The organism is Bradyrhizobium prioriisuperbiae (genome assembly GCF_032397745.1).
GTDB lineage: Bacteria > Pseudomonadota > Alphaproteobacteria > Rhizobiales > Xanthobacteraceae > Bradyrhizobium_A > Bradyrhizobium_A prioriisuperbiae.
Genome location: NZ_CP135921.1, coordinates 2338534 through 2357193, shown reverse-complemented (window position 1 = coordinate 2357193; position 18660 = coordinate 2338534). Strand labels below are relative to the sequence as shown.

Sequence of the window (18660 nt, the reverse complement as noted above, 5' to 3'; positions counted from 1 at the left end):
ACAATGGCTTACTGGCTGGTGAAATCGGAACCGTCGACCTGGTCGTGGGACCAGCAGGTCGCGAAAGGTGCCAAGGGCGAAGCCTGGACCGGCGTGCGCAACCACACCGCAAAGCAGAACCTGGAGAAGATGAAAAAGGGCGAGCTCGCCTTCTATTATCACTCCAACGAGGGCAAGGAGATCGTCGGCATCGCCGAGATCATCCGCGAAGCCTATCCCGACCCCAGCGACAAGACCGGCAAGTTCGTCTGCGTCGACATCAAGGCCAACAAGCCGCTGAAGACCCCGGTGACGCTGGCGGCCATCAAGGCGGACAAGACGCTGGCCGAGATGGATCTGGTGAAATATTCGCGGCTGTCGGTGCAGAGCGTGACGGCTGAGCAGTGGAAGCATGTGTGCAAGTTGGGCGGGGTGTGAGGCCGCTCCTGCTTTGTTGGGCAAAGCACCTCTCCACTCCCTGCGTCATCACCGGGCTTGACCCGGTGATCCATCTTGGAGCTGAACTTGCCGTGACAAAGCTGGATTGCCGGATCAAGTCCGGCAATGACGCGGTGGGGATGATGCGCTTCGACAAACGAGAGACGGTAACGAGCCTAGCCACGACGGCGTGGAAATGCGGTGCGTCTTCCACACACGTCATCCCCGCATGACCTCCCCGCGCATCACCGACCCCGCCGCCTTCATCCGCGCCAACACCCGACTGCGTCCGGTGCCGCTGGTGCCGGAGATCTCGCTGCATGTCGCCGACGAAGCCGTGCCGCTGTGGACCAAGACCGAGGATGAACTGAGCGAGAGCGGGCTGCCGCCGCCGTTCTGGGCGTTCGCCTGGGCGGGCGGGCAGGCGCTGGCGCGCTACATCATCGATCATCCGACGGCGGCGATCGACCGCGATGTGCTCGATCTCGCATCCGGCTCGGGGCTGGTGGCGATTGCGGCGATGATGACCGGCGCACGCAGCGTCGTGGCCGCCGACATCGATCCGTTCGCCCGCGCCGCGATCGCGCTGAATGCCGAGATCAATGGTGTGGCTGTGACCTGCGAGCTGGCCGACCTGCTGAGTGGCGACCATTCGATCACCGCTCAAACCATTCTCGCCGGCGACATCTTCTATGAGCGCGACACCGCGGAACGCGCCTTCGCGTTTCTCGCGCGGCAGGCGCAACGCGGCGCCACCGTGCTGATCGGCGATCCCGGCCGCAGTTATCTGCCGAAAGACAAGCTGCGGCAGCTCGCGGACTATCGCGTGCCGGTGACGCGGGAGCTGGAGGATGCGGAGATCAAGCACACGGTGGTGTGGACGCTGGCGTGAGGCGCGTCTCGCGCTCAGCGCGTAGGGTGGGTTAGCCGAAGGCGTAACCCACCATTATGCTGGAGCGTGCGAATGGTGGGTTACGCTGCGCTAACCCACCCTACAGACTGAGGAATCACACCGCCGCAGCGGCCACCACCTTCGCCAGCAACTGCTCGCGTTTGACCACCGAGCGGCAGCCTTTCAGCGTCGAGGCGAAACGCTCCAGGATGCCGTCTTCGAACGCGGTGACGATGGTGTCGTGCACGTAGCTGCGACGGCAGATCGCCGGTGTGTTGGCGAGCTCATCCGCGGCGGCGCGCACGGCGTCCAGCACCTGCTTGCGGCGGGCGCGGGCGCTATCGGCCGGCACCACGCGGGCCAGCGATTCCATCACCACGGCGGAAGCCATCAGGGTGCGGAAGTCCTTCAGCGAAATCCGGATGCCGGCGATCTCGCGCAGGAACGCGTTGACCTGCGTGGCCGAGACCTGGCGGATGACACCGGAGTCGGTGCGATACTGGAAGATGCGTTTGCCGGGCACCGTGCGCAGGATGCCCATCGCGCGCACCAGGCTCGCGGCGTTGCATTCCTTGCGCACCTGCTTGCCACCCTTGGCGCGGAACGCGAGAATGAAGCTGTCATCCTCCAGCGTCACGTTCGACTTCAGCATGGTGGCGGCGCCGCGGGTGCCGTTCAGCCGCGCATAGGATTCACTGCCGGGACGGATGGCCGTGCGGGCGATCAATTCGATCACCGCTGACAGCGCGAACTCACGCGTCGGCAGCTCGCCCGCGAGATGCTTTGCGGTGGCGCGGCGAATTTTCGGCAGCGCGTCGACCAGCGTCGCCAGCCGGTGCGCCTTGCGGGTTTCGCGCACCTGCTCCCAGTCGGCATGATAGCGGTATTGCAGCCGTCCCGCGGCATCGCGGCCGACCGCCTGCAGATGCACCGTGGGATCGGCGGCGTAACGCACGTCTTGATACGCCGGGGGCACGGCCAGCGCATTGAAGCGCCTGATCTCCCAGGACTGGCGGACCAGCTTGCCGTTCTCGCGAATGAAACTGTAGCCGCGGCCGCGCTTGATGCGGCGGATGGTCAATTCGCTCTGGTCGCCGAGCTTGAGCCCCAGCTTGCGCGCCAGCATGCCCGCCTTTGGCGCTTCCGGGCGCGGCAACACGACCACGGGTTCAACCCGTGCCGCCATGGCCTTTCGAAGGGTCTGCTGGTCCAGTTTCATAACGCCTCTCGCGAGTGCCCCGCATCCGAAGTTCGCGAAACATCGTAGCAGCCTCTGATGCGAACTTCGGATGCATCAGGGGCACTCGTAAATTTATGATTCTATTACCGCTTTTCGATCTGACGTTCCTGGGACGAGGCTGCAACAACTGGTGCAGGACCGTCAGATCGGCGGTAATAGGCCCTATACGGGAGGCGCAGCCATACGGGAATGCCGATTCGGCATGGTTGGTTCCCGATCAGTGAAACCGGGCCGGGGACCGCTGATAAATGGGCCTCTTGCCATGGGAATCCAAGCCTTCTAGCTTTACCGTCCAGACGGTATAGTTAAGGTGACCGATGCGGGCAAGCAAAAGATCCGACCTGCTGGCGGCGGCCGGGGCCCTCATTGTCCGCCACGGCCTGGATGCGCTGACGTTCGACCGGCTGGCCGCGGAGGCCGGCGTCAGCAAGGGCGGGCTGCTCTATCATTTTCCCGACAAGGAGCAGCTGCTCATCGCCCTGGTCGAGGGCCGCGTCGCCCGGATCGACGCAGCTACCGCCGCATGGATCGCGGCCGGCACCCGACGCCCCGGCGACACCGGCGGCTGGTTGCGCGCCCATATCCGCACAGCGCTGAGCGACGCTGATGTGGAGGGACGATCGCCCCATGCCTTGCTCGGCATCCTGCGCACGGCGCTGCCGCCGGACGCGCCGGCACGCGCGGCCCTGCGCGCGGCGGATGGTCGCTGGCGCGACGCGGCGCGAGCCGACGGACTGCCGCAAGGGCTCGCGACCGTGATCACACTTGCGGTTGCGGGCGCGGTTGTCGCGGGACTGGGCGCCGATGACATCGTTGCGGTGCGCGAAACGTTGCTGGGACTGACAGAGACGTAGCGACCTGTCGCCACATTCATCAATCCATCACCCGTGACAGAAAAGTTCCTGTCGTTGGTGCGTGGCAACTGCTGCACCAACTCCGTCATCCTGAGGTGCGAGCCTTGCAGTGCTCTCGCACTGCTGGGCGAGCCTCGAAGGATGCACGGCCAAGGTATCTCAAGGTATTGGCCGTCGCCCTTCGAGGGCCGCGCTACGCGCGGCCACCTCAGGATGACGGATTACGTCGGTCGAACCATATCTCGTCCCGTTTTAGCCCTTCGTCCTATTCCTTTCAGCTTGTCGACGCCGTAAAGGGCGGCGCATAATCGACGGAACAAACAGCGTTGGCCCGCACCAAGCCTGCGCGGCGAAGTTCGATGTGGAGGAAACATGTCTGAGAAGCTTTATCCGGTCACCGCCGAGTGGGCGAAGCGCGCGTATCTGGACGACGCCAGCTATCGCGAGATGTATGCGCGCTCCATCAGCGATCCCGACGGCTTCTGGGGCGAGCACGGCAAGCGGGTGGACTGGATCAAGCCCTTCACCAAGGTGCAGAACGTTTCCTACGCACCGGGCCAAGTCTCGATCAAATGGTTCGAGGATGGCGTGCTCAATGTCGCCTACAATTGCGTCGATCGCCATCTCGCCACGCGCGGCGACCAGACCGCGATCATCTGGGAAGGCGACGATCCCGGCAAAGACAAAAAGATCACCTACAAGGAGCTGCACGCCGAAGTCTGCAAATTCGCCAACGTGCTGAAGGCGCGCGGCGTCAAGAAGGGTGATCGCGTCACCATCTATCTTCCGATGATTCCGGAAGCGGCCTACGCCATGCTGGCCTGCGCCCGCATCGGCGCCATCCACTCGGTGGTGTTCGGCGGCTTCTCACCGGATTCGCTGGCCGGCCGCATCGAAGGCGCGACCTCGGCCGTGCTCATCACCTCCGACGAAGGCCTGCGCGGCGGCAAGAAAGTGCCGCTGAAAGCCAATGCCGATGCCGCCGCCGACAAGGCCGGCTGTGTCGAGAGCATCATCGTGGTGCGCCATACCGGCGGCAACGTCACCATGAAAGCCGGCCGCGACATTTATTATGACGAGGCCGCCAAATCGGTGCCGGCGGATTGTCCGTGCGAGGAAATGAATGCGGAAGATCCGCTGTTCATTCTCTATACGTCGGGCTCGACCGGCGCGCCGAAGGGCGTGGTGCACACCACCGGTGGTTACCTGGTGTTCGCATCGATGACGCATCAATATGTGTTCGATTATCATGACGGCGACATCTACTGGTGCACCGCCGACGTGGGCTGGGTCACCGGCCATAGCTACATTCTCTATGGACCGCTGGCCAACGGCGCCACCACGCTGATGTTCGAAGGCGTGCCGAACTATCCGGACAATTCGCGGTTCTGGAATGTGATCGACAAGCACAAGGTCAACATCTTCTACACCGCGCCAACCGCGATCCGCGCACTGATGCAGTTCGGCGACGACCCGGTGAAGAAGACCTCGCGCAAGTCGCTGCGGCTGCTCGGCTCGGTCGGCGAGCCGATCAATCCGGAAGCATGGGAGTGGTATCACCGCGTGGTCGGCGACGACCGCTGCCCGATCGTCGACACCTGGTGGCAGACCGAAACCGGCGGCATTCTGATCACGCCGCTGCCGGGCGCGACCGCGCTGAAGCCGGGCTCCGCAACGCGGCCGTTCTTCGGCGTGGTGCCGGAGATCGTGGACGCCGACGGCAAGGTGCTGGAGGGCGAAACCCAAGGCAATCTCTGCATCTCGCGCTCGTGGCCGGGCCAGATGCGCACGGTCTATGGCGACCATGAGCGTTTCATGCAGACCTACTTCTCCACCTACGCCAACAAGTACTTCACCGGCGACGGCTGCCGGCGCGACGCCGACGGCTATTACTGGATCACCGGCCGGGTCGACGACGTCATCAACGTATCCGGCCATCGCATGGGCACGGCGGAAGTGGAAAGCTCGCTGGTGGCGCATGAGAAGGTGTCGGAAGCCGCCGTGGTCGGCTACCCGCACGACATCAAGGGCCAGGGCATCTATGCTTATGTGACGCTGATGGTCGGCGCCGAACCCACCGAAGCGCTGCGCAAGGAGCTGGTGGCCTGGGTGCGCAAGGACATCGGCCCGATCGCCTCGCCGGACCTGATCCAGTTCGCGCCGGGCCTGCCGAAAACCCGCTCCGGCAAGATCATGCGCCGCATCCTGCGCAAGATTGCGGAGGACGAGTATGGCGCGCTGGGCGACACCTCGACGCTGGCCGACCCCGCCGTGGTCGACGACCTCGTGCATAACCGGCAAAACAAGAAGAAGGGTTAAGACTTCCCCGGACCGGTTTTCGAACCCCCAAAGGCCCCGGAATCCGGGGCCTTTTTCTTCGACCCTGCGGCCCTCACGCCACCATCACGCACTTTTCAACACCCAACCCGGGCCGGCGGACGCTTTGCGGACGAGTGTTGTTTTCCGGGCATTTACTTTGTCGACGCAATTTTCTTTTTAACGGCGCGGATTGCGGGTCTTTTGAACCGATTGGCAGGCCTCGCGACCTACATTTTTTATTGCACACGCATGGGCTTGGCTCTCGAGCCAGATCCGGCGCGGAATTGAAATTGGAGACGGGAATGTCGGCGAAAAAGTCGGTTGGAGTGATGGCCGTGCTGGCGATGGCCGGCAGCCTTGTGGCCTTGAGCCCGGCGCAGGCGCGCCCGGACCTGGTGGCGTTCCCGGAGGCCTATCAGCCCGGCACCATCGTGGTGAAGACCGGCCAGCGCAAACTCTATCTGGTGCTCGGCGAGGGACACGCGGTGCGTTATCCGGTCGGCGTCGGCAAGGCCGGCAAGCAGTGGGCCGGCTCGGCGCGCATCGACGGCAAGTATCGCAACCCCGCCTGGTCACCGCCCGCCGAAGTAAAGCGCGACAAGCCCTCGATGCCCGACGTGATCCCCGGCGGCTCGCCCGCCAACCCGATGGGCGTCGCCGCGATGACGCTGTCCGGTGGCGGCCAGTACGCCATCCACGGCACGGCGCCGAGCATGCGCGCGTCGATCGGCGGCTTCGTGTCCTACGGCTGCATCCGCATGTACAATGAGGATATTACCGACCTGTACGATCGGGTTTCGGTGGGTACGCCGGTGGTGGTGACGTCGCGCTGAGTCGTTCGAGAAGCCACAACCTGGCAGTTGTCTGTTTCAGCTGCGGCAATGCCGCCTCACCCGGCGCGCTGCGCCGACCTTTCCCCAGCGGGGAGAGGTGAAAACGACGCAAACTCCAAGCAAGACGCTTTCTCTTTCACCTCTCTCCGTTGGGGAGAGGTCGGACACGCGCAGCGATCCGGGTGAGGGGTTCCCAACGCGCACGCAGCGCGTGGCAAATATCGAGACGGCGCAATCAAATCAAGCCGCAGCCTGCCTCCACGCGGAAGCAGTTTCAAAGGAATCCGGAAAATCCGCCGATCGTTATCGAGCTAGGCTTACAGCCTCAGAGGCTTGCAGCCTCAGTCCCGGGCGCAACGACCCGGGATCAGATAACACATCGGAGGATCCTATCGTGCATTTCAATGCGACGGGAGAGGCATCGGCGCAGCGGCCGGAAGACGAGAACCTGGGCGTAGGCGCCAATCTCGCTTTTGGGCTTCAGCATGTCCTCACCATGTATGGCGGCATTGTCGCCGTCCCGCTGATCCTCGGCCAGGCGGCTGGACTGCCGCCCAGCGATATCGGCCTCTTGATCACCGCATCGCTGTTCGCCGGCGGTCTTGCAACGATCCTGCAAACCATCGGCCTTCCGTTTTTCGGCTGCCGGTTGCCGCTGGTGCAAGGCGTCTCGTTTGCCGGCGTCGCCACCATGGTGGCCATCATGACCAGCGGCGGCGGCATGGGAGCGGTGCTGGGTGCGGTGATGGCCGCATCACTGCTCGGGCTGCTGATCACGCCGATCTTTTCCCAGATCATCCGGTTCTTCCCGCCGGTGGTGACGGGCACCGTCATCACCACCATCGGCCTCACCTTGCTGCCGGTGGCCGCGCGCTGGGCCATGGGCGGCAACAGCAAGGCGCCCGACTTCGGCAGCATGGCCAATATCGGGCTTGCAGCCGGGACGCTGATCATCGTGCTGCTGCTGAGCAAGCTCGGCAGCTCCGCCATTTCGCGGCTGTCGATCCTGCTGGCGATCATCATCGGCACGGTGATCGCGCTGCTGCTCGGCATGACCGACTTCTCGCAAGTCGGCAACGGCGCCTATCTGGCGCTGCCGGCACTGTTCCATTTCGGCCTGCCGACATTCGAGATCGCGGCCATCGTCTCGATGGTCATCGTCATCATCGTGACCCTGGTGGAGACCTCGGCCGACATCCTGGCCGTGGGCGAAATCATCAAGACCAAGGTGGATTCGCGCCGGTTGGGCGATGGACTTCGCGCCGACATGCTGTCGAGCCTGATCGCGCCGGTGTTCGGATCATTCACCCAGAGCGCATTCGCGCAGAATGTCGGCCTGGTTGCGGTGACCGGCGTGAAAAGCCGCTATGTGGTGGCGACCGGCGGCGTGATCCTGGTTGCGCTGGGACTGCTGCCGGTGATGGGCCGCGTGGTCGCGGCGGTGCCGCCCTCCGTGCTTGGCGGCGCCGGCATCATCCTGTTCGGTACCGTGGCGGCAAGCGGCATCCGCACGCTGTCGCGGGTGGACTACGGCAACAACATGAACCTGATCATCGTGGCGACGTCGATCGGCTTCGGCATGATTCCCATCGCCGCACCGCAGTTCTATGAGCACTTCCCAAGCTGGATCGCGACCATCTTCCATTCCGGCATCAGTTCGGCCGCGATCATGGCCATCGTGCTGAACCTCGTGTTCAATCACGTCAAGGCCGGCAACTCCGACCAGCAATCGGTGTTTGTCGCAGGCACCGAGCGCATCATCCGCCAGCATACCATCGCCGAACTGCACGACGGCGACTACGTGCAGAACGGCAAGATCTACGACGCACGAGGCAATGAAGTGCCGATGATGGCGCATGCCTGATCGGCTGAGATCGCTGCTCGTCAGCGATCCCAGATCCTGCACCAGCCATTGCGGTGGCCGCCGTCGTAGCGGCGCACCTGGCCGGCCGCCAACAGCGCGCTCGAGATATTCGAAGTGCGCGTGGTCGCGGCATCCGCGACCACGCGGCCGGCATATTTGTCGGACCCGACATTGTAGATGGTGACGCCACCTTCATTCAGGAGCGCGCGCAGCGCGCCGGACGCCGCTTGCGCCATTTTCCATTCCTTCTCGCAGGCGGCCTTCAATTCCGGTGCATCGACACCGCGCAGTCGCACCCGCGTGACGATGGTGCGATCGGGATCGCGCAGGCGCACCCGCGCCACAAACGTATCGCCGTCGATGGTCCGCAGCACCTCGACCGGAAGCCGGATGTCGGCGCCGCCGGTGCGGCCGCCCAGAATTTCGGCAGCCGGATCGGGCCAGGAGCGCGATGTCTCGAAATTGAGTCCGGGAATGTGCACCCACTTGCGCAGCGGCAGCAGGGAGCCGACCGCAACCCCGATCACGAACACCCACGGCAGCACCGCCGCGATGCGGCTGCGCATGGGAGCGTTGATTCGCGGGTGCAGCCACATGGACGAGAAAGCTTCAGGCGGGACTCAGGGCGTGCACACTCTAGCACAAATCCAGAACAAAACCTTTATCCAGGCAAAGCTTGTCGAGGTCGGCCGCGGCCGATATCCACGCCGACGGTAAGGCGGTGCCGACTCGTCAAAAGTCCGAGGCGATGCCCTTGTGCTCCCAGTCGCCGTAACGCGTCGGCTCCAGGCCCTTCGGCCCCTGCAACTCCCCGGGCTTCGCATCGGTATCTTGTTGCGCTTTGGCGCGTCGTTCTTCGGCCTCGGCCAGCGCGCGCTGGGCGGCCGGCGATAACACCTTGCCTGGTGACGATTCGGTCGACGAAGACGCCTGCTTGCTATTGTCCGTCGTCATTTGAAAAACTCCGATCGCTCCTCCGTCGCAGCAGATAAACAGTCGAAGCGGCCCTGTGAAGTGGCTGACGCGTTCTTATATTCGGCATATTCACGTGGCACAAAGACCACATCCCGCCACAGCGGCAGTCGCCGTTCCCTTTTCCTGTCTGTCAGTGTTGTTTACCGCGCATGAAGCCTTCGCGATTCGCTCCGCCCACCGAGGTTCCCGGCCTCGCCACGCGCCGGATTGCGGCTGATATCCTCGACGGCGTGCTGCACAAGCGGCGCATGCTCGACGATCAGCTCGACGGCGCCGCCGCTCACCCGGGTTTGAAGACCCTGTCGGATCGCGACCGCGCGCTGATGCGCCGGCTGGTGGCGACCATCCTGCGCCGGCTCGGCACGCTGGGCCATGTGCTGTCGCGGCTGCTCGACAAAGGCATTCCGACCGACGCGCCGCGCGCGCAAAGCGCGCTGCTGATCGGGGCGGCGCAAATTCTCTGGATGGACGTGCCGGATCATGCGGCGGTGGATCTTTCCGTGCGGCTGGTGCAGGCCGACCGGCGCGCCGCGAAATATGCCGGCCTCGTCAATGCCGTGCTGCGCCGCTGCGCGCGCGAAGCGCAACCACTGATCAACGAAGTCGAATCGCAATCGCTGGATGTGCCGCCCTGGATGCTGACGCGCTGGATCGCCCACTATGGCGAGGACACCGCGAAAGCGATCGTGCGCGCCATCAGCCACGAGCCGCCGCTCGACCTCACCGTCAAGACCGACGCGGTTCACTGGGCCTCGCGGTTGCAGGGCGAAGCGCTGCCGACTGGAACCGTGCGCACCCTGCTGCACGGCCCGATCACCATGCTGCCCGGCTTTGCCGAGGGCCAGTGGTGGGTGCAGGACGCCGCCGCCGCGCTGCCGGCCACTCTGTTTGGCGACATCAATGGCAAAAGCATCGCAGACCTTTGCGCCGCGCCCGGCGGCAAGACCGCGCAACTGGCCCAGGCCGGCGCCCGCGTCACCGCCATCGACCGCTCGCCCGCCCGCGTCGCGCGTCTGCGCGACAATCTCACCCGGCTCTCGCTGGACGCCACCGCCATCGTGGCCGACGCGGTGGAATGGCCGGGCGAGACCTTCGACGGCGTGCTGATCGACGCGCCCTGCGCCGCCACCGGCACCATCCGCCGGCATCCCGACGTGGCCTGGCTGAAGCAGGAGGCCGACATCAGTGCGCTGGCCGCCCTGCAGCGCCGGCTGCTGCAAAAAGCCGTGGCGCTGCTCAAGCCAGGCGGCACGCTGGTGTACTGCACCTGTTCGCTGGAACCCGAGGAAGGCGAGCACGCCATCGATGCGCTGCTGGCGAGCGACTCAGGCATGCGGCGCGCGCCGGTCGAGGCCTCTGAAGTCGGCGGCCTAACCGAGGTCATCAGCCGCCAGGGCGACGTCCGCACGCTGCCCTGCCATTTGCCCCACAGTGATCCGCGGCTTGCCGGCATGGACGGATTCTACGCGGCAAGGCTGATCAAGGCCTGAAAGCACTGCTCCCGAATCAGTGGCACGTCGGTCGGCTGGCCGCGCACTGATTCGGTCGGCCATTCAGGCCGTTACGCGGCTCATGTTGCGACTCATGGAGCTTTGTTAGGGTCTGTCCGGTAGGGTGTTTTCAGCACATTTCCGGATTAAAAGAGTGCACTGATTCTCCACTCTAGATAACAGGTGCGCGTGACGGCCGCTCAACGAAGACGGATTTCGACTCTTCTGCTTGGCCGCTTTGCGAGAAAGACCGCTGCGCGCTTCAGCGGCGGGTCCGTTATGCTGTCGCGGCTGTTCCCGTCGCGGACCGACCGGCTGATCATCGCGCCGCAGGACCTGCGCACCACCGACGCCACCCGCGCCGCCGAGATCTATGCCGGGCGTTTTGTGTTCGCCGGCAAGATCGTCACCGCCCACAGCCGCTCGATCTTCGAACTGGAGCCGCCGTCGGAGGACTGGGAGGCGGCGCTGCTCGGCTTCGGCTGGCTGCGGCATCTGCGCGCGGCGGATTCCGCGCTGACCCGCGCCAACGCCCGCTCGCTGACCGAGGACTGGCTGACCAATCAGGGCAAGACCAGCAAGATCGCCTGGCGCGCCGACGTGCTGGCGCGGCGCGTGATCTCGCTGCTGGCGCAGGCGCCGCTGGTGTTGTCCGACACCGACAGCAAGTTCTACCGTCGTTATCTGCGCTCGCTGACCCGCGAGATCCGCTATCTGCGCCACACCATGGTCGACATCACCGACGGCCAGCCGCGGCTGCAGGTGATGATCGCCCTGACTTATGCCTCGCTGTGCCTCGCCAACCAGGCCAAGCAGATCCGCAATGCCACGCGAAAGCTCTCCGACGAGCTGCAGCGGCAGATCCTGCCTGACGGCGGGCATATCTCGCGCAATCCCGGCACGCTGATCGAACTGCTGCTGGACCTGTTGCCGCTGCGCCAGACATTCTCGGCCCGCAACATCGCGCCACCGCCGGCCCTGCTCAACGCCATCGACCGCATGATGCCGATGCTGCGGTTCTTCCGCCATGGCGACGGCAGCTTTGCCCTGTTCAACGGCATGAGCAACACGCCCACCGATCAGGTCGCCACCTTGCTCGCCTATGACGACACCCATGGCAACCCGATGGCGAGCATGCCGCACACCGGCTTTCAGCGGCTCGAAGCCGGTCCGCTGACACTGATCATGGACACCGGGCCGCCGCCGCCGGCCACCGTGAGCCACGATGCCCATGCCGGGTGCCTGGCGTTCGAACTCTCCGCCGGCACCAGCCGGATCCTGACCAATTGCGGCATGCCCGCCACCGGGCGCGACAACTGGCGTGCGTTCGCGCGCGGCACGCCGGCGCATTCCACTTTGACCTATCACGGCACCTCGTCGTGCCAGTTTGTCGAACTGTCGGCCATGAAACGGCTGCTGAAGGGCGCGCCGGTCACCCGCGGACCGACGATTGTCGAGGTCGAGCGCGAGCACGTCGGCAACGGCACGCTGCTGACGGCGTCGCATGACGGCTATGTGCCGCAGTTCGGCATGGTGCACCGGCGCATGCTGCTGGTCGCCAATGACGGCAGCCGCATCGACGGCGAGGACACGCTGGTGAGCCCGGCGAACCACCGCTTCAAGGCCGGCACCGACGACTTCGCACTCCGGTTCCACCTGCATCCGTCGGTCAAGGCCTCGCGGCTCAGCGACGCCAAGGGCGTGATGCTGGTGCTGCCCAACCGCGATGTGTGGACCTTCGAGGCGCTGGACGATCGCGTCGAGCTGGAAGACAGCGTGTTTCTGGCCGGCTCCGACGGCCCGCGCCGCACCGTGCAGATCGTGATCCAGCAGAGCGCGCGCCAGGCGCCCAGCGTCCGCTGGAGCTTCGCGCGCTCGGCCTCCTCCGCCTCCGCCACCAATGCCCGCCGCAACGCCCGCCGCGAGCCGGAGTTGCCGCTGTAGGCGGAATGCCCCCGGCCGGGAAAATGCCGGAAAAGTGCGGTTTTTGCGGTTTCTCGCCCCCTCAAATCATGCTACCCGGCGGCTCTCCTCCCGCTGGATTTTGAGCCATGACCGACCATCCGCGCCGCGTGACCCGCGCCTTGCTTTCCGTTTCCGACAAGACCGGCCTGATCGACTTCGCCAAGGCGCTGGCCGGCCACGGCGTGGAGCTGGTGTCGACCGGCGGCACCGCCAAGGCGATCGCGGCGGCGGGCCTCGCGGTCAAGGACGTCTCGGAGCTGACGGGTTTTCCCGAGATGATGGACGGCCGGGTCAAGACGCTGCATCCGAAAGTGCATGGCGGCCTTTTGGCGATTCGCGACAATGCGGAACATGCCAGCGCCATGAGCCAGCACGGCATCGTCCCGATCGACCTGCTGGTGGTCAATCTCTATCCGTTCGAGGCGACCGTCGACAAAGGCGCCAGCGAAGAGGACTGCATCGAGAACATCGACATCGGCGGCCCCGCGATGATTCGCGCCGCCGCGAAAAACCACGACGACGTGGCCGTGGTGGTGGAAGCCGCCGACTACCAGAGCGTGCTTGACGAACTCGCCGCCCACGGTGGCGCCACCACGCGAACGCTGCGCCGCCGCCTTGCCGCAAAAGCCTATGCCCGCACCGCCGCCTATGACGCCGCGATCTCCAACTGGTTTGCCAACCAGCTGAAGATCGACGCACCGGATTTCCGCAGCTTCGGCGGCCGGTTGGTGGAAGCGCTGCGTTATGGCGAGAACCCGCACCAGAAGGCGGCGTTCTATGCGCTGCCCGAGCGCCGCCCCGGTGTCGCCACCGCGCGGCAGGTGCAGGGCAAGCAGCTCTCCTACAACAACATCAACGACACTGATGCTGCCTATGAATGCATCGGCGAGTTCGACGCCAAGCGCACCGCGGCGGTGGTGATCGTCAAGCATGCCAATCCCTGCGGCGTCGCCGAGGGCCCGGACATGATCAGCGCCTATCGCAAGGCGCTGGCCTGCGATTCCACCTCGGCCTATGGCGGCATCGTGGCGCTGAACCGCACGCTGGAAGCGGATGCCGCGCGCGCGATCACCGAGATCTTCACCGAGGTGATCATCGCGCCCGACGCCACCGAGGAGGCCATCGCCATCGTGGCGGCCAAGAAGAACCTGCGCCTGCTGCTGGCCGGCGCCCTGCCCGATCCCCGCGCGCTGGGCCTGACCGCCAAGACCGTCGCAGGCGGTCTTTTGGTGCAGACCCGCGACAATGCGGTGGTCGACGACATGGACCTCAAGACCGTGACCAAGCGCGCGCCGACGGAGAGCGAGCTGCTGGATCTGCGCTTCGCGTTCCGCGTCGCCAAACACATCAAGTCCAACACCATCGTCTATGCGAAAAACCTCGCCACCGTCGGCGTCGGCGCCGGGCAGATGAGCCGGATCGATTCGGCCCGCATCGCCGCGCGCAAGGCACAGGACGCGGCGCTGGAGATGAAGCTGTCCGAACCGATGACCAAGGGATCGGTGGTAGCGTCCGACGCGTTCTTCCCGTTCGCCGACGGCCTCTTGGTGGCGATCGAAGCCGGCGCCACCGCGGTGATCCAGCCCGGCGGCTCGATGCGCGACGACCTCGTGATCAAGGCCGCCGACGAGCATGGCATCGCCATGGTGTTCACCGGCACCAGGCATTTCCGGCACTAGAGCATTTTTGAATGACTGACCGCCGCGCACGCGCCGAACGGCTGCGTGAATTCTTCTCCCTGCAGCTGCGTTTTGCGGAGCTGCTGGCGCAGCGCATGCCGATGCCGCTGGACGAGGCTGTGCTTACCTTCACCAACCTGCACCGGCGCTTCGGCCTTGGCGATCCGGACCATCTGGGCGTGTCGCCACAATGGGCGCCTTATGTCGCCGGCCTGGAGCACTTCAGCGATCACAATGATCGCGTCGCCTGGACCCAGGAGATGTTTTCACGCGGCCCCGAGGAGACCCTGCCCGCGCATCGCCGCTTCATCGGCTGCTTCGGGGTCGATCCCTCCGACGCGAATGGCATCGTGCGCATCCACTTCCTCAACCGGGACAGCGACGGTCTCAGCCCACTGCACCGCTCCAAGGCCGAACGCCGCCAGCAGGAGCTGGCCGAGATCTGCGCGCTGATCCGCAGCGAGGATCCGGCGGCGCAAGCGATCCTGGGCACCTCGTGGCTCTATCATCTCGAGGCCTATCGCCGGCTGTTCCCGCCGGCTTATGGCGCCTCGCGCACGCCCGCGGCAAAGGTCCGCCTCAGCGGCCAGTCGAGCTGGGGCCAGTTCCTGACTCACACCGAGGCGATCAAGCCGACGTTGCGCGACGCCTTCCTGCAGACCTTTGCGACCGTCGACGTGGCAGCGCCATGGCGGAACTTTCCGCTGCCGGCGCTGGTGGCAACGGCGCCGATCACGACGTTTTTCGAATTCTACTTGGGCTAAGAAACCTGGGCTAAGAAACGCGATCCGGTTCGCGCACCCGCGCCAGCAGCACAAGGCCGGCGGTGAAGAACACGATCAGCACCGCCATGCCCGCTTTCTGGCTCATGGTGTAGCCGGTGACCAGGCTGACCGCGAGCGGCGCCATGAACGAGGTGACCTTGCCCGACAGCGCGAACAGGCCGAAATATTGCGTGATGCGATCGTGCGGCGCCAGGCGAATCAACAGCGTGCGCGACGCCGCCTGCAGCGGTCCCGCCGCCATGCCGATCAGCGCACCGAGCACCACATAGGCCTTCTCCGCCGGCGCGCCGAACAGACCGTTGCCCGCCACCGGCGGTGCGACGGCGATCACGAAGAACAGCCGGTCGCGATCGATCGACAAAATAAAGATGATCGCCAGCAGCAGGATCAGCATGCTGCCGGCGATGACTTTTTTCGGACCCAGACGATCATCGAGCTTGCCACCGATGAAGGCGCCGAAGGTGCCGGAGATCGCCAAGAGGATTCCGAACAGACCGATCTGGATGGTGTGCCAGCCGAACGTGCCCGCGGCATAAATGCCTCCGAACGCGAACAGCGCCACCAGCGCATCGGTGTAGACCATGTTGGCAATCAGGAAGGTCGCCATCTGCCGGTTGCCCGGCAAGCTCGCCAGGGTCTCGCGCAGTTCGCGAAGGCCTTGGCGCACAGCGGTGCGCACCGGCAGCTTCGCCTTGTAGTCCGGCGTCAGCAGGAACATCGGCAGCACGAAAATGATGAACCACAGCCCGGTGAGCGGGCCGGTGATGCGATCGCCCTCATGGGTCACGGGATCGAGGCCGAACAGCGGCGTGAAGCCGAACAGCGTGCGGCCGTTTTCCGGATTGGCGGCAAGGAAACCCAGCACCAGGATCAGGCTGAAGATGCCGCCGATATAACCGGTGGCCCAACCGGTGCCTGATAGTCGCCCGATCCGCTCTGGCGGCACCAGGGTCGGCATCATCGCATTGTTGAACACGGTGGCGAATTCGACGCCGATGGTGGCGATGCCGAACGCAATCAACAGCGGCAGGATCACCGCCTGATCGCCGGGCCGGCCGATCCACAGGAGCGATGCGCCGATTACCAAGAGCGCGCCGAACGCGGCGATCCAGGGCTTGCGCCGGCCGCTGGCATCCGCAATGGCGCCGAGCACCGGCGACATCAGCGCGATAATGAGACCAGCGGACGCGGTGGCGTAGCCCCACATCGCCTGGCCCGTGGCGGGATCGGCGGCGACATGGGTGGCGAAATAGGGCGCGAACACGAAAGTGGTGATCAGGGTGAAATAAGGCTGCGCCGCCCAGTCGAAAAAGATCCAGCCGATCACCGCGGACCGGGGCGGATAGCGGCGCAGCGCGGACGCGGGCCCATCAGCCGCCGTGGAAGATTGCGTCATGCCTGTTGCTCCGGCACGCCCCGTCCGGAGCATGGTGATTCGTGTCGCGACATGGCCAGCATTCCGCACTGGCCATGTCGATTCGACCGCAACTGTCATAACATCTGATGAACGTGGGATACCAACCTTTGCGGCCGACACGGGAGGCAGGATGAATCATCCCAATAAGCTCAGGGCTTTGGCGCACGGCGCAACCGTTGCCCTCTTCCTGTTGTGCGGCCCCCACACACCTGCACGCGCGCAGGATGCGCGGACCAGCCTCTACAATCCGTCTTACAGCAGCACCATCACGCCCGTGACCGCCAAGGACGGCCTGGTGGTGGCGCAGGAAAAAATCGCGGCCGGGATCGGCGCGGACATCCTGGCGCGCGGCGGCAATGCGGTGGACGCGGCTGTGGCCACCGGCTTTGCCATGGCGGTGACCTATCCCCGCGCCGGCAATCTCGGCGGCGGCGGCTTCATGGTGATTCATCTGAGCGACCACCAGCAGGCTTTCGCCATCGACTATCGCGAGACCGGCCCCGCGGCGATCACCCGCGACGTGTTCCTCGGCGCCGACGGCAGGCCTGACATCGCGAAGTCTCGCGATTCCGCGCTGGGGATCGGCGTGCCCGGCACCGTCGCCGGCCTCGCGCTGGCGCTGGAGCGCTACGGCTCCGGCCGCTTTGCGCTGAAGGATCTGCTCGCGCCCGCGATCACGCTGGCGCGTGACGGTTTTGTCGTCACAGACGATCTTGCCGATACGCTGCCCGACGGCATGAAGCGGTTCGCGCGCTGGCCGTCGAGTGCGAAACTGTTCGCACGTCCCGACGGCACGGTGCTGCGCGACGGCGACCGGCTGGTGCAGGCCGATCTCGCCACCACGCTGGAAGCCATCGCCGAACAGGGCCCGGCGGGTTTCTACCAGGGCACGGTGGCGAACAAGCTGATTGCGGCCATCGACAAAGCCAACGGCATCATGAGCCTGGACGACCTGAAAAACTATCAGCCGATCGTGCGCAAACCGGTACGCGGCAGCTATCGCGGGTATGACATCATCTCGATGCCGCTGCCGTCATCCGGCGGCATCGTGCTGCTGGAAACGCTGAACATTCTCGAGGGCTTCAAGCTCGGCGAACTGAAGCAGGGGTCGGTGGACTCGCTGCATCTGCTGATTGAGGCGATGAAACGCGCCTATGCCGATCGCGCCCGTTATCTCGGCGATCCGGCATTTGCGGACGCCCCGCTGAAACGACTGCTGTCGCGCGACTACGCCGCCAGGCTGCGCGCCTCGATCAATCCGGACAAGGCGACGAGCGCCAAGGAAATCGCGACCCTGCAGGCCGCGCCGCGCGAAGGCACCAACACCACGCATTTCTCCATCGTCGACAAGGACGGCAATGCGGTCAGCAACACTTACACCCTGAACTTTCCCTATGGCGTCGGCCTGGTCGCGGACGGCACCGGTGTGCTGCTCAACAATGAGCTCGACGATTTCACCGCGGCGCCGGGCGCCTCGAATGCGTATGGCCTGGTTGGCTTCGAGGCCAATCTGCCGGGCCCTGGCAAGCGGCCGCTGTCGTCGATGTCACCGACCATCGTGCTGAAGGACGGCAAGCCGGTGCTGGTAACGGGCTCGCCCGGCGGCAGCCGCATCATCTCCGCGGTGCTGCAGGTCGTGGTCGATGTGATCGACTACAAGATCAATGCGGCGCAGGCCGTAGCGCTGCCGCGGCTGCATCAGCAGTGGTTGCCGGAGGAGGTGCGCGTGGAACAGGGCTTCCCCGACGACGTGCTCGCCGGGCTGAAAGCGAAGGGACATGCGATCACCGGAGGGCTTGGCCAGACCTCGGCGAATACGATTGCGGCAACACCAGACGGATGGCTCGGCGCGCCCGACCCACGCACCCGCGGTGCGACGGCGGCGGGGAAGTAGGGCGAGGATTTAGTTACGCACTTTGTCCAACAGGGT

At 65.2% G+C, this 18660-nt stretch carries 15 protein-coding genes; 11 read left to right on the top strand and 4 right to left on the bottom strand.

All coding sequences use genetic code 11. The features are described 5' to 3' along the window. Positions 1 to 3 precede the first annotated feature (3 nt). Both RS897_RS11055 and RS897_RS11050 read left to right on the top strand, forming a co-directional pair. Positions 4 to 417, top strand: coding sequence for an EVE domain-containing protein (locus tag RS897_RS11055; protein ID WP_315836597.1), 414 nt, complete (start codon positions 4 to 6; stop codon positions 415 to 417). A gap of 229 nt (positions 418 to 646) precedes the next feature. Next, on the top strand, positions 647 to 1309 hold the full coding sequence (locus tag RS897_RS11050) for a class I SAM-dependent methyltransferase (protein ID WP_315836596.1): 663 nt from the start codon (positions 647 to 649) through the stop codon (positions 1307 to 1309). Positions 1310 to 1424: 115 nt separating this feature from the next. Here the strand turns inward: RS897_RS11050 and RS897_RS11045 are convergent, their stop codons facing one another. After that, positions 1425 to 2528: a DNA topoisomerase IB gene (locus tag RS897_RS11045; RefSeq protein WP_407654463.1), complete on the bottom strand. Its 1104-nt coding sequence runs from the start codon at positions 2526 to 2528 to the stop codon at positions 1425 to 1427. Positions 2529 to 2866: 338 nt separating this feature from the next. On the opposite strand from RS897_RS11045, the gene RS897_RS11040 reads away from it, so the two are divergent. From RS897_RS11040 to RS897_RS11025, 4 genes are all read left to right on the top strand, one after another. Next, on the top strand, positions 2867 to 3403 hold the full coding sequence (locus tag RS897_RS11040; protein ID WP_315836595.1) for a TetR/AcrR family transcriptional regulator: 537 nt from the start codon (positions 2867 to 2869) through the stop codon (positions 3401 to 3403). A gap of 372 nt (positions 3404 to 3775) precedes the next feature. Continuing rightward, positions 3776 to 5722, top strand: coding sequence for an acetate--CoA ligase (gene acs, locus RS897_RS11035; RefSeq protein ID WP_315836594.1), 1947 nt, complete (start codon positions 3776 to 3778; stop codon positions 5720 to 5722). A 302-nt stretch (positions 5723 to 6024) separates the two neighbouring features. Then, entirely contained in the window at positions 6025 to 6555 is a 531-nt protein-coding gene (locus RS897_RS11030; protein ID WP_315836593.1) for a L,D-transpeptidase, read from the top strand. A 394-nt stretch (positions 6556 to 6949) separates the two neighbouring features. Further along, a complete protein-coding gene (locus RS897_RS11025) occupies positions 6950 to 8419 on the top strand; it encodes a nucleobase:cation symporter-2 family protein (protein WP_315836592.1) in 1470 nt (489 codons plus the stop codon). Positions 8420 to 8439: 20 nt separating this feature from the next. Here the strand turns inward: RS897_RS11025 and RS897_RS11020 are convergent, their stop codons facing one another. Both RS897_RS11020 and RS897_RS11015 read right to left on the bottom strand, forming a co-directional pair. Then, positions 8440 to 8985, bottom strand: a complete 546-nt coding sequence (locus tag RS897_RS11020; protein ID WP_315836591.1) for a thermonuclease family protein — start codon at positions 8983 to 8985, stop codon at positions 8440 to 8442. A 166-nt stretch (positions 8986 to 9151) separates the two neighbouring features. Beyond that, positions 9152 to 9373, bottom strand: a complete 222-nt coding sequence (locus RS897_RS11015; RefSeq protein WP_315836590.1) for a DUF1674 domain-containing protein — start codon at positions 9371 to 9373, stop codon at positions 9152 to 9154. 170 nt (positions 9374 to 9543) lie between these two features. Between RS897_RS11015 and RS897_RS11010 the strand changes: the two genes are divergently transcribed. The 4 genes from RS897_RS11010 (at position 9544) to RS897_RS10995 (ending at position 15292) form a co-directional block, all read left to right on the top strand. Continuing rightward, positions 9544 to 10884, top strand: coding sequence for an RsmB/NOP family class I SAM-dependent RNA methyltransferase (locus RS897_RS11010; protein WP_315836589.1), 1341 nt, complete (start codon positions 9544 to 9546; stop codon positions 10882 to 10884). Between the two features lie 189 nt (positions 10885 to 11073). Further along, positions 11074 to 12828 carry a heparinase II/III family protein gene (locus RS897_RS11005; RefSeq protein WP_315836588.1) on the top strand — a complete coding sequence of 585 codons (1755 nt, stop codon included), beginning with the start codon at positions 11074 to 11076 and terminating at the stop codon, positions 12826 to 12828. Positions 12829 to 12935: 107 nt separating this feature from the next. Further along, a complete protein-coding gene (gene purH, locus RS897_RS11000) occupies positions 12936 to 14528 on the top strand; it encodes a bifunctional phosphoribosylaminoimidazolecarboxamide formyltransferase/IMP cyclohydrolase (RefSeq protein ID WP_315836587.1) in 1593 nt (530 codons plus the stop codon). A gap of 11 nt (positions 14529 to 14539) precedes the next feature. Further along, positions 14540 to 15292 carry a hypothetical protein gene (locus RS897_RS10995; protein WP_315836586.1) on the top strand — a complete coding sequence of 251 codons (753 nt, stop codon included), beginning with the start codon at positions 14540 to 14542 and terminating at the stop codon, positions 15290 to 15292. Positions 15293 to 15302: 10 nt separating this feature from the next. Here the strand turns inward: RS897_RS10995 and RS897_RS10990 are convergent, their stop codons facing one another. Next, complete coding sequence (locus RS897_RS10990) at positions 15303 to 16709, bottom strand: MFS transporter (RefSeq protein ID WP_315836585.1); 1407 nt, start codon at positions 16707 to 16709, stop codon at positions 15303 to 15305. A gap of 151 nt (positions 16710 to 16860) precedes the next feature. Between RS897_RS10990 and ggt the strand changes: the two genes are divergently transcribed. Continuing rightward, positions 16861 to 18624: a gamma-glutamyltransferase gene (ggt, locus tag RS897_RS10985; protein WP_315836584.1), complete on the top strand. Its 1764-nt coding sequence runs from the start codon at positions 16861 to 16863 to the stop codon at positions 18622 to 18624. The last annotated feature ends 36 nt before the right edge of the window (positions 18625 to 18660 follow it).

Bases quoted from the DNA above. Each gene is read 5' to 3' on its own strand.
- RS897_RS11010 (WP_315836589.1), top strand. From the start codon at position 9,544: ATGAAGCCTTCGCGATTCGCTCCGCCCACCGAGGTTCCCGGCCTCGCC.
- ggt (WP_315836584.1), top strand. From the start codon at position 16,861: ATGAATCATCCCAATAAGCTCAGGGCTTTGGCGCACGGCGCAACCGTT.
- RS897_RS11055 (WP_315836597.1), top strand. From the start codon at position 4: ATGGCTTACTGGCTGGTGAAATCGGAACCGTCGACCTGGTCGTGGGAC.
- RS897_RS11020 (WP_315836591.1), bottom strand. From the start codon at position 8,985: ATGCGCAGCCGCATCGCGGCGGTGCTGCCGTGGGTGTTCGTGATCGGG.
- RS897_RS11030 (WP_315836593.1), top strand. From the start codon at position 6,025: ATGTCGGCGAAAAAGTCGGTTGGAGTGATGGCCGTGCTGGCGATGGCC.
- purH (WP_315836587.1), top strand. From the start codon at position 12,936: ATGACCGACCATCCGCGCCGCGTGACCCGCGCCTTGCTTTCCGTTTCC.
- RS897_RS11050 (WP_315836596.1), top strand. From the start codon at position 647: ATGACCTCCCCGCGCATCACCGACCCCGCCGCCTTCATCCGCGCCAAC.
- RS897_RS11015 (WP_315836590.1), bottom strand. From the start codon at position 9,373: ATGACGACGGACAATAGCAAGCAGGCGTCTTCGTCGACCGAATCGTCA.
- RS897_RS10990 (WP_315836585.1), bottom strand. From the start codon at position 16,709: ATGACGCAATCTTCCACGGCGGCTGATGGGCCCGCGTCCGCGCTGCGC.
- RS897_RS10995 (WP_315836586.1), top strand. From the start codon at position 14,540: ATGACTGACCGCCGCGCACGCGCCGAACGGCTGCGTGAATTCTTCTCC.
- RS897_RS11045 (WP_407654463.1), bottom strand. From the start codon at position 2,528: ATGAAACTGGACCAGCAGACCCTTCGAAAGGCCATGGCGGCACGGGTT.
- RS897_RS11040 (WP_315836595.1), top strand. From the start codon at position 2,867: ATGCGGGCAAGCAAAAGATCCGACCTGCTGGCGGCGGCCGGGGCCCTC.
- acs (WP_315836594.1), top strand. From the start codon at position 3,776: ATGTCTGAGAAGCTTTATCCGGTCACCGCCGAGTGGGCGAAGCGCGCG.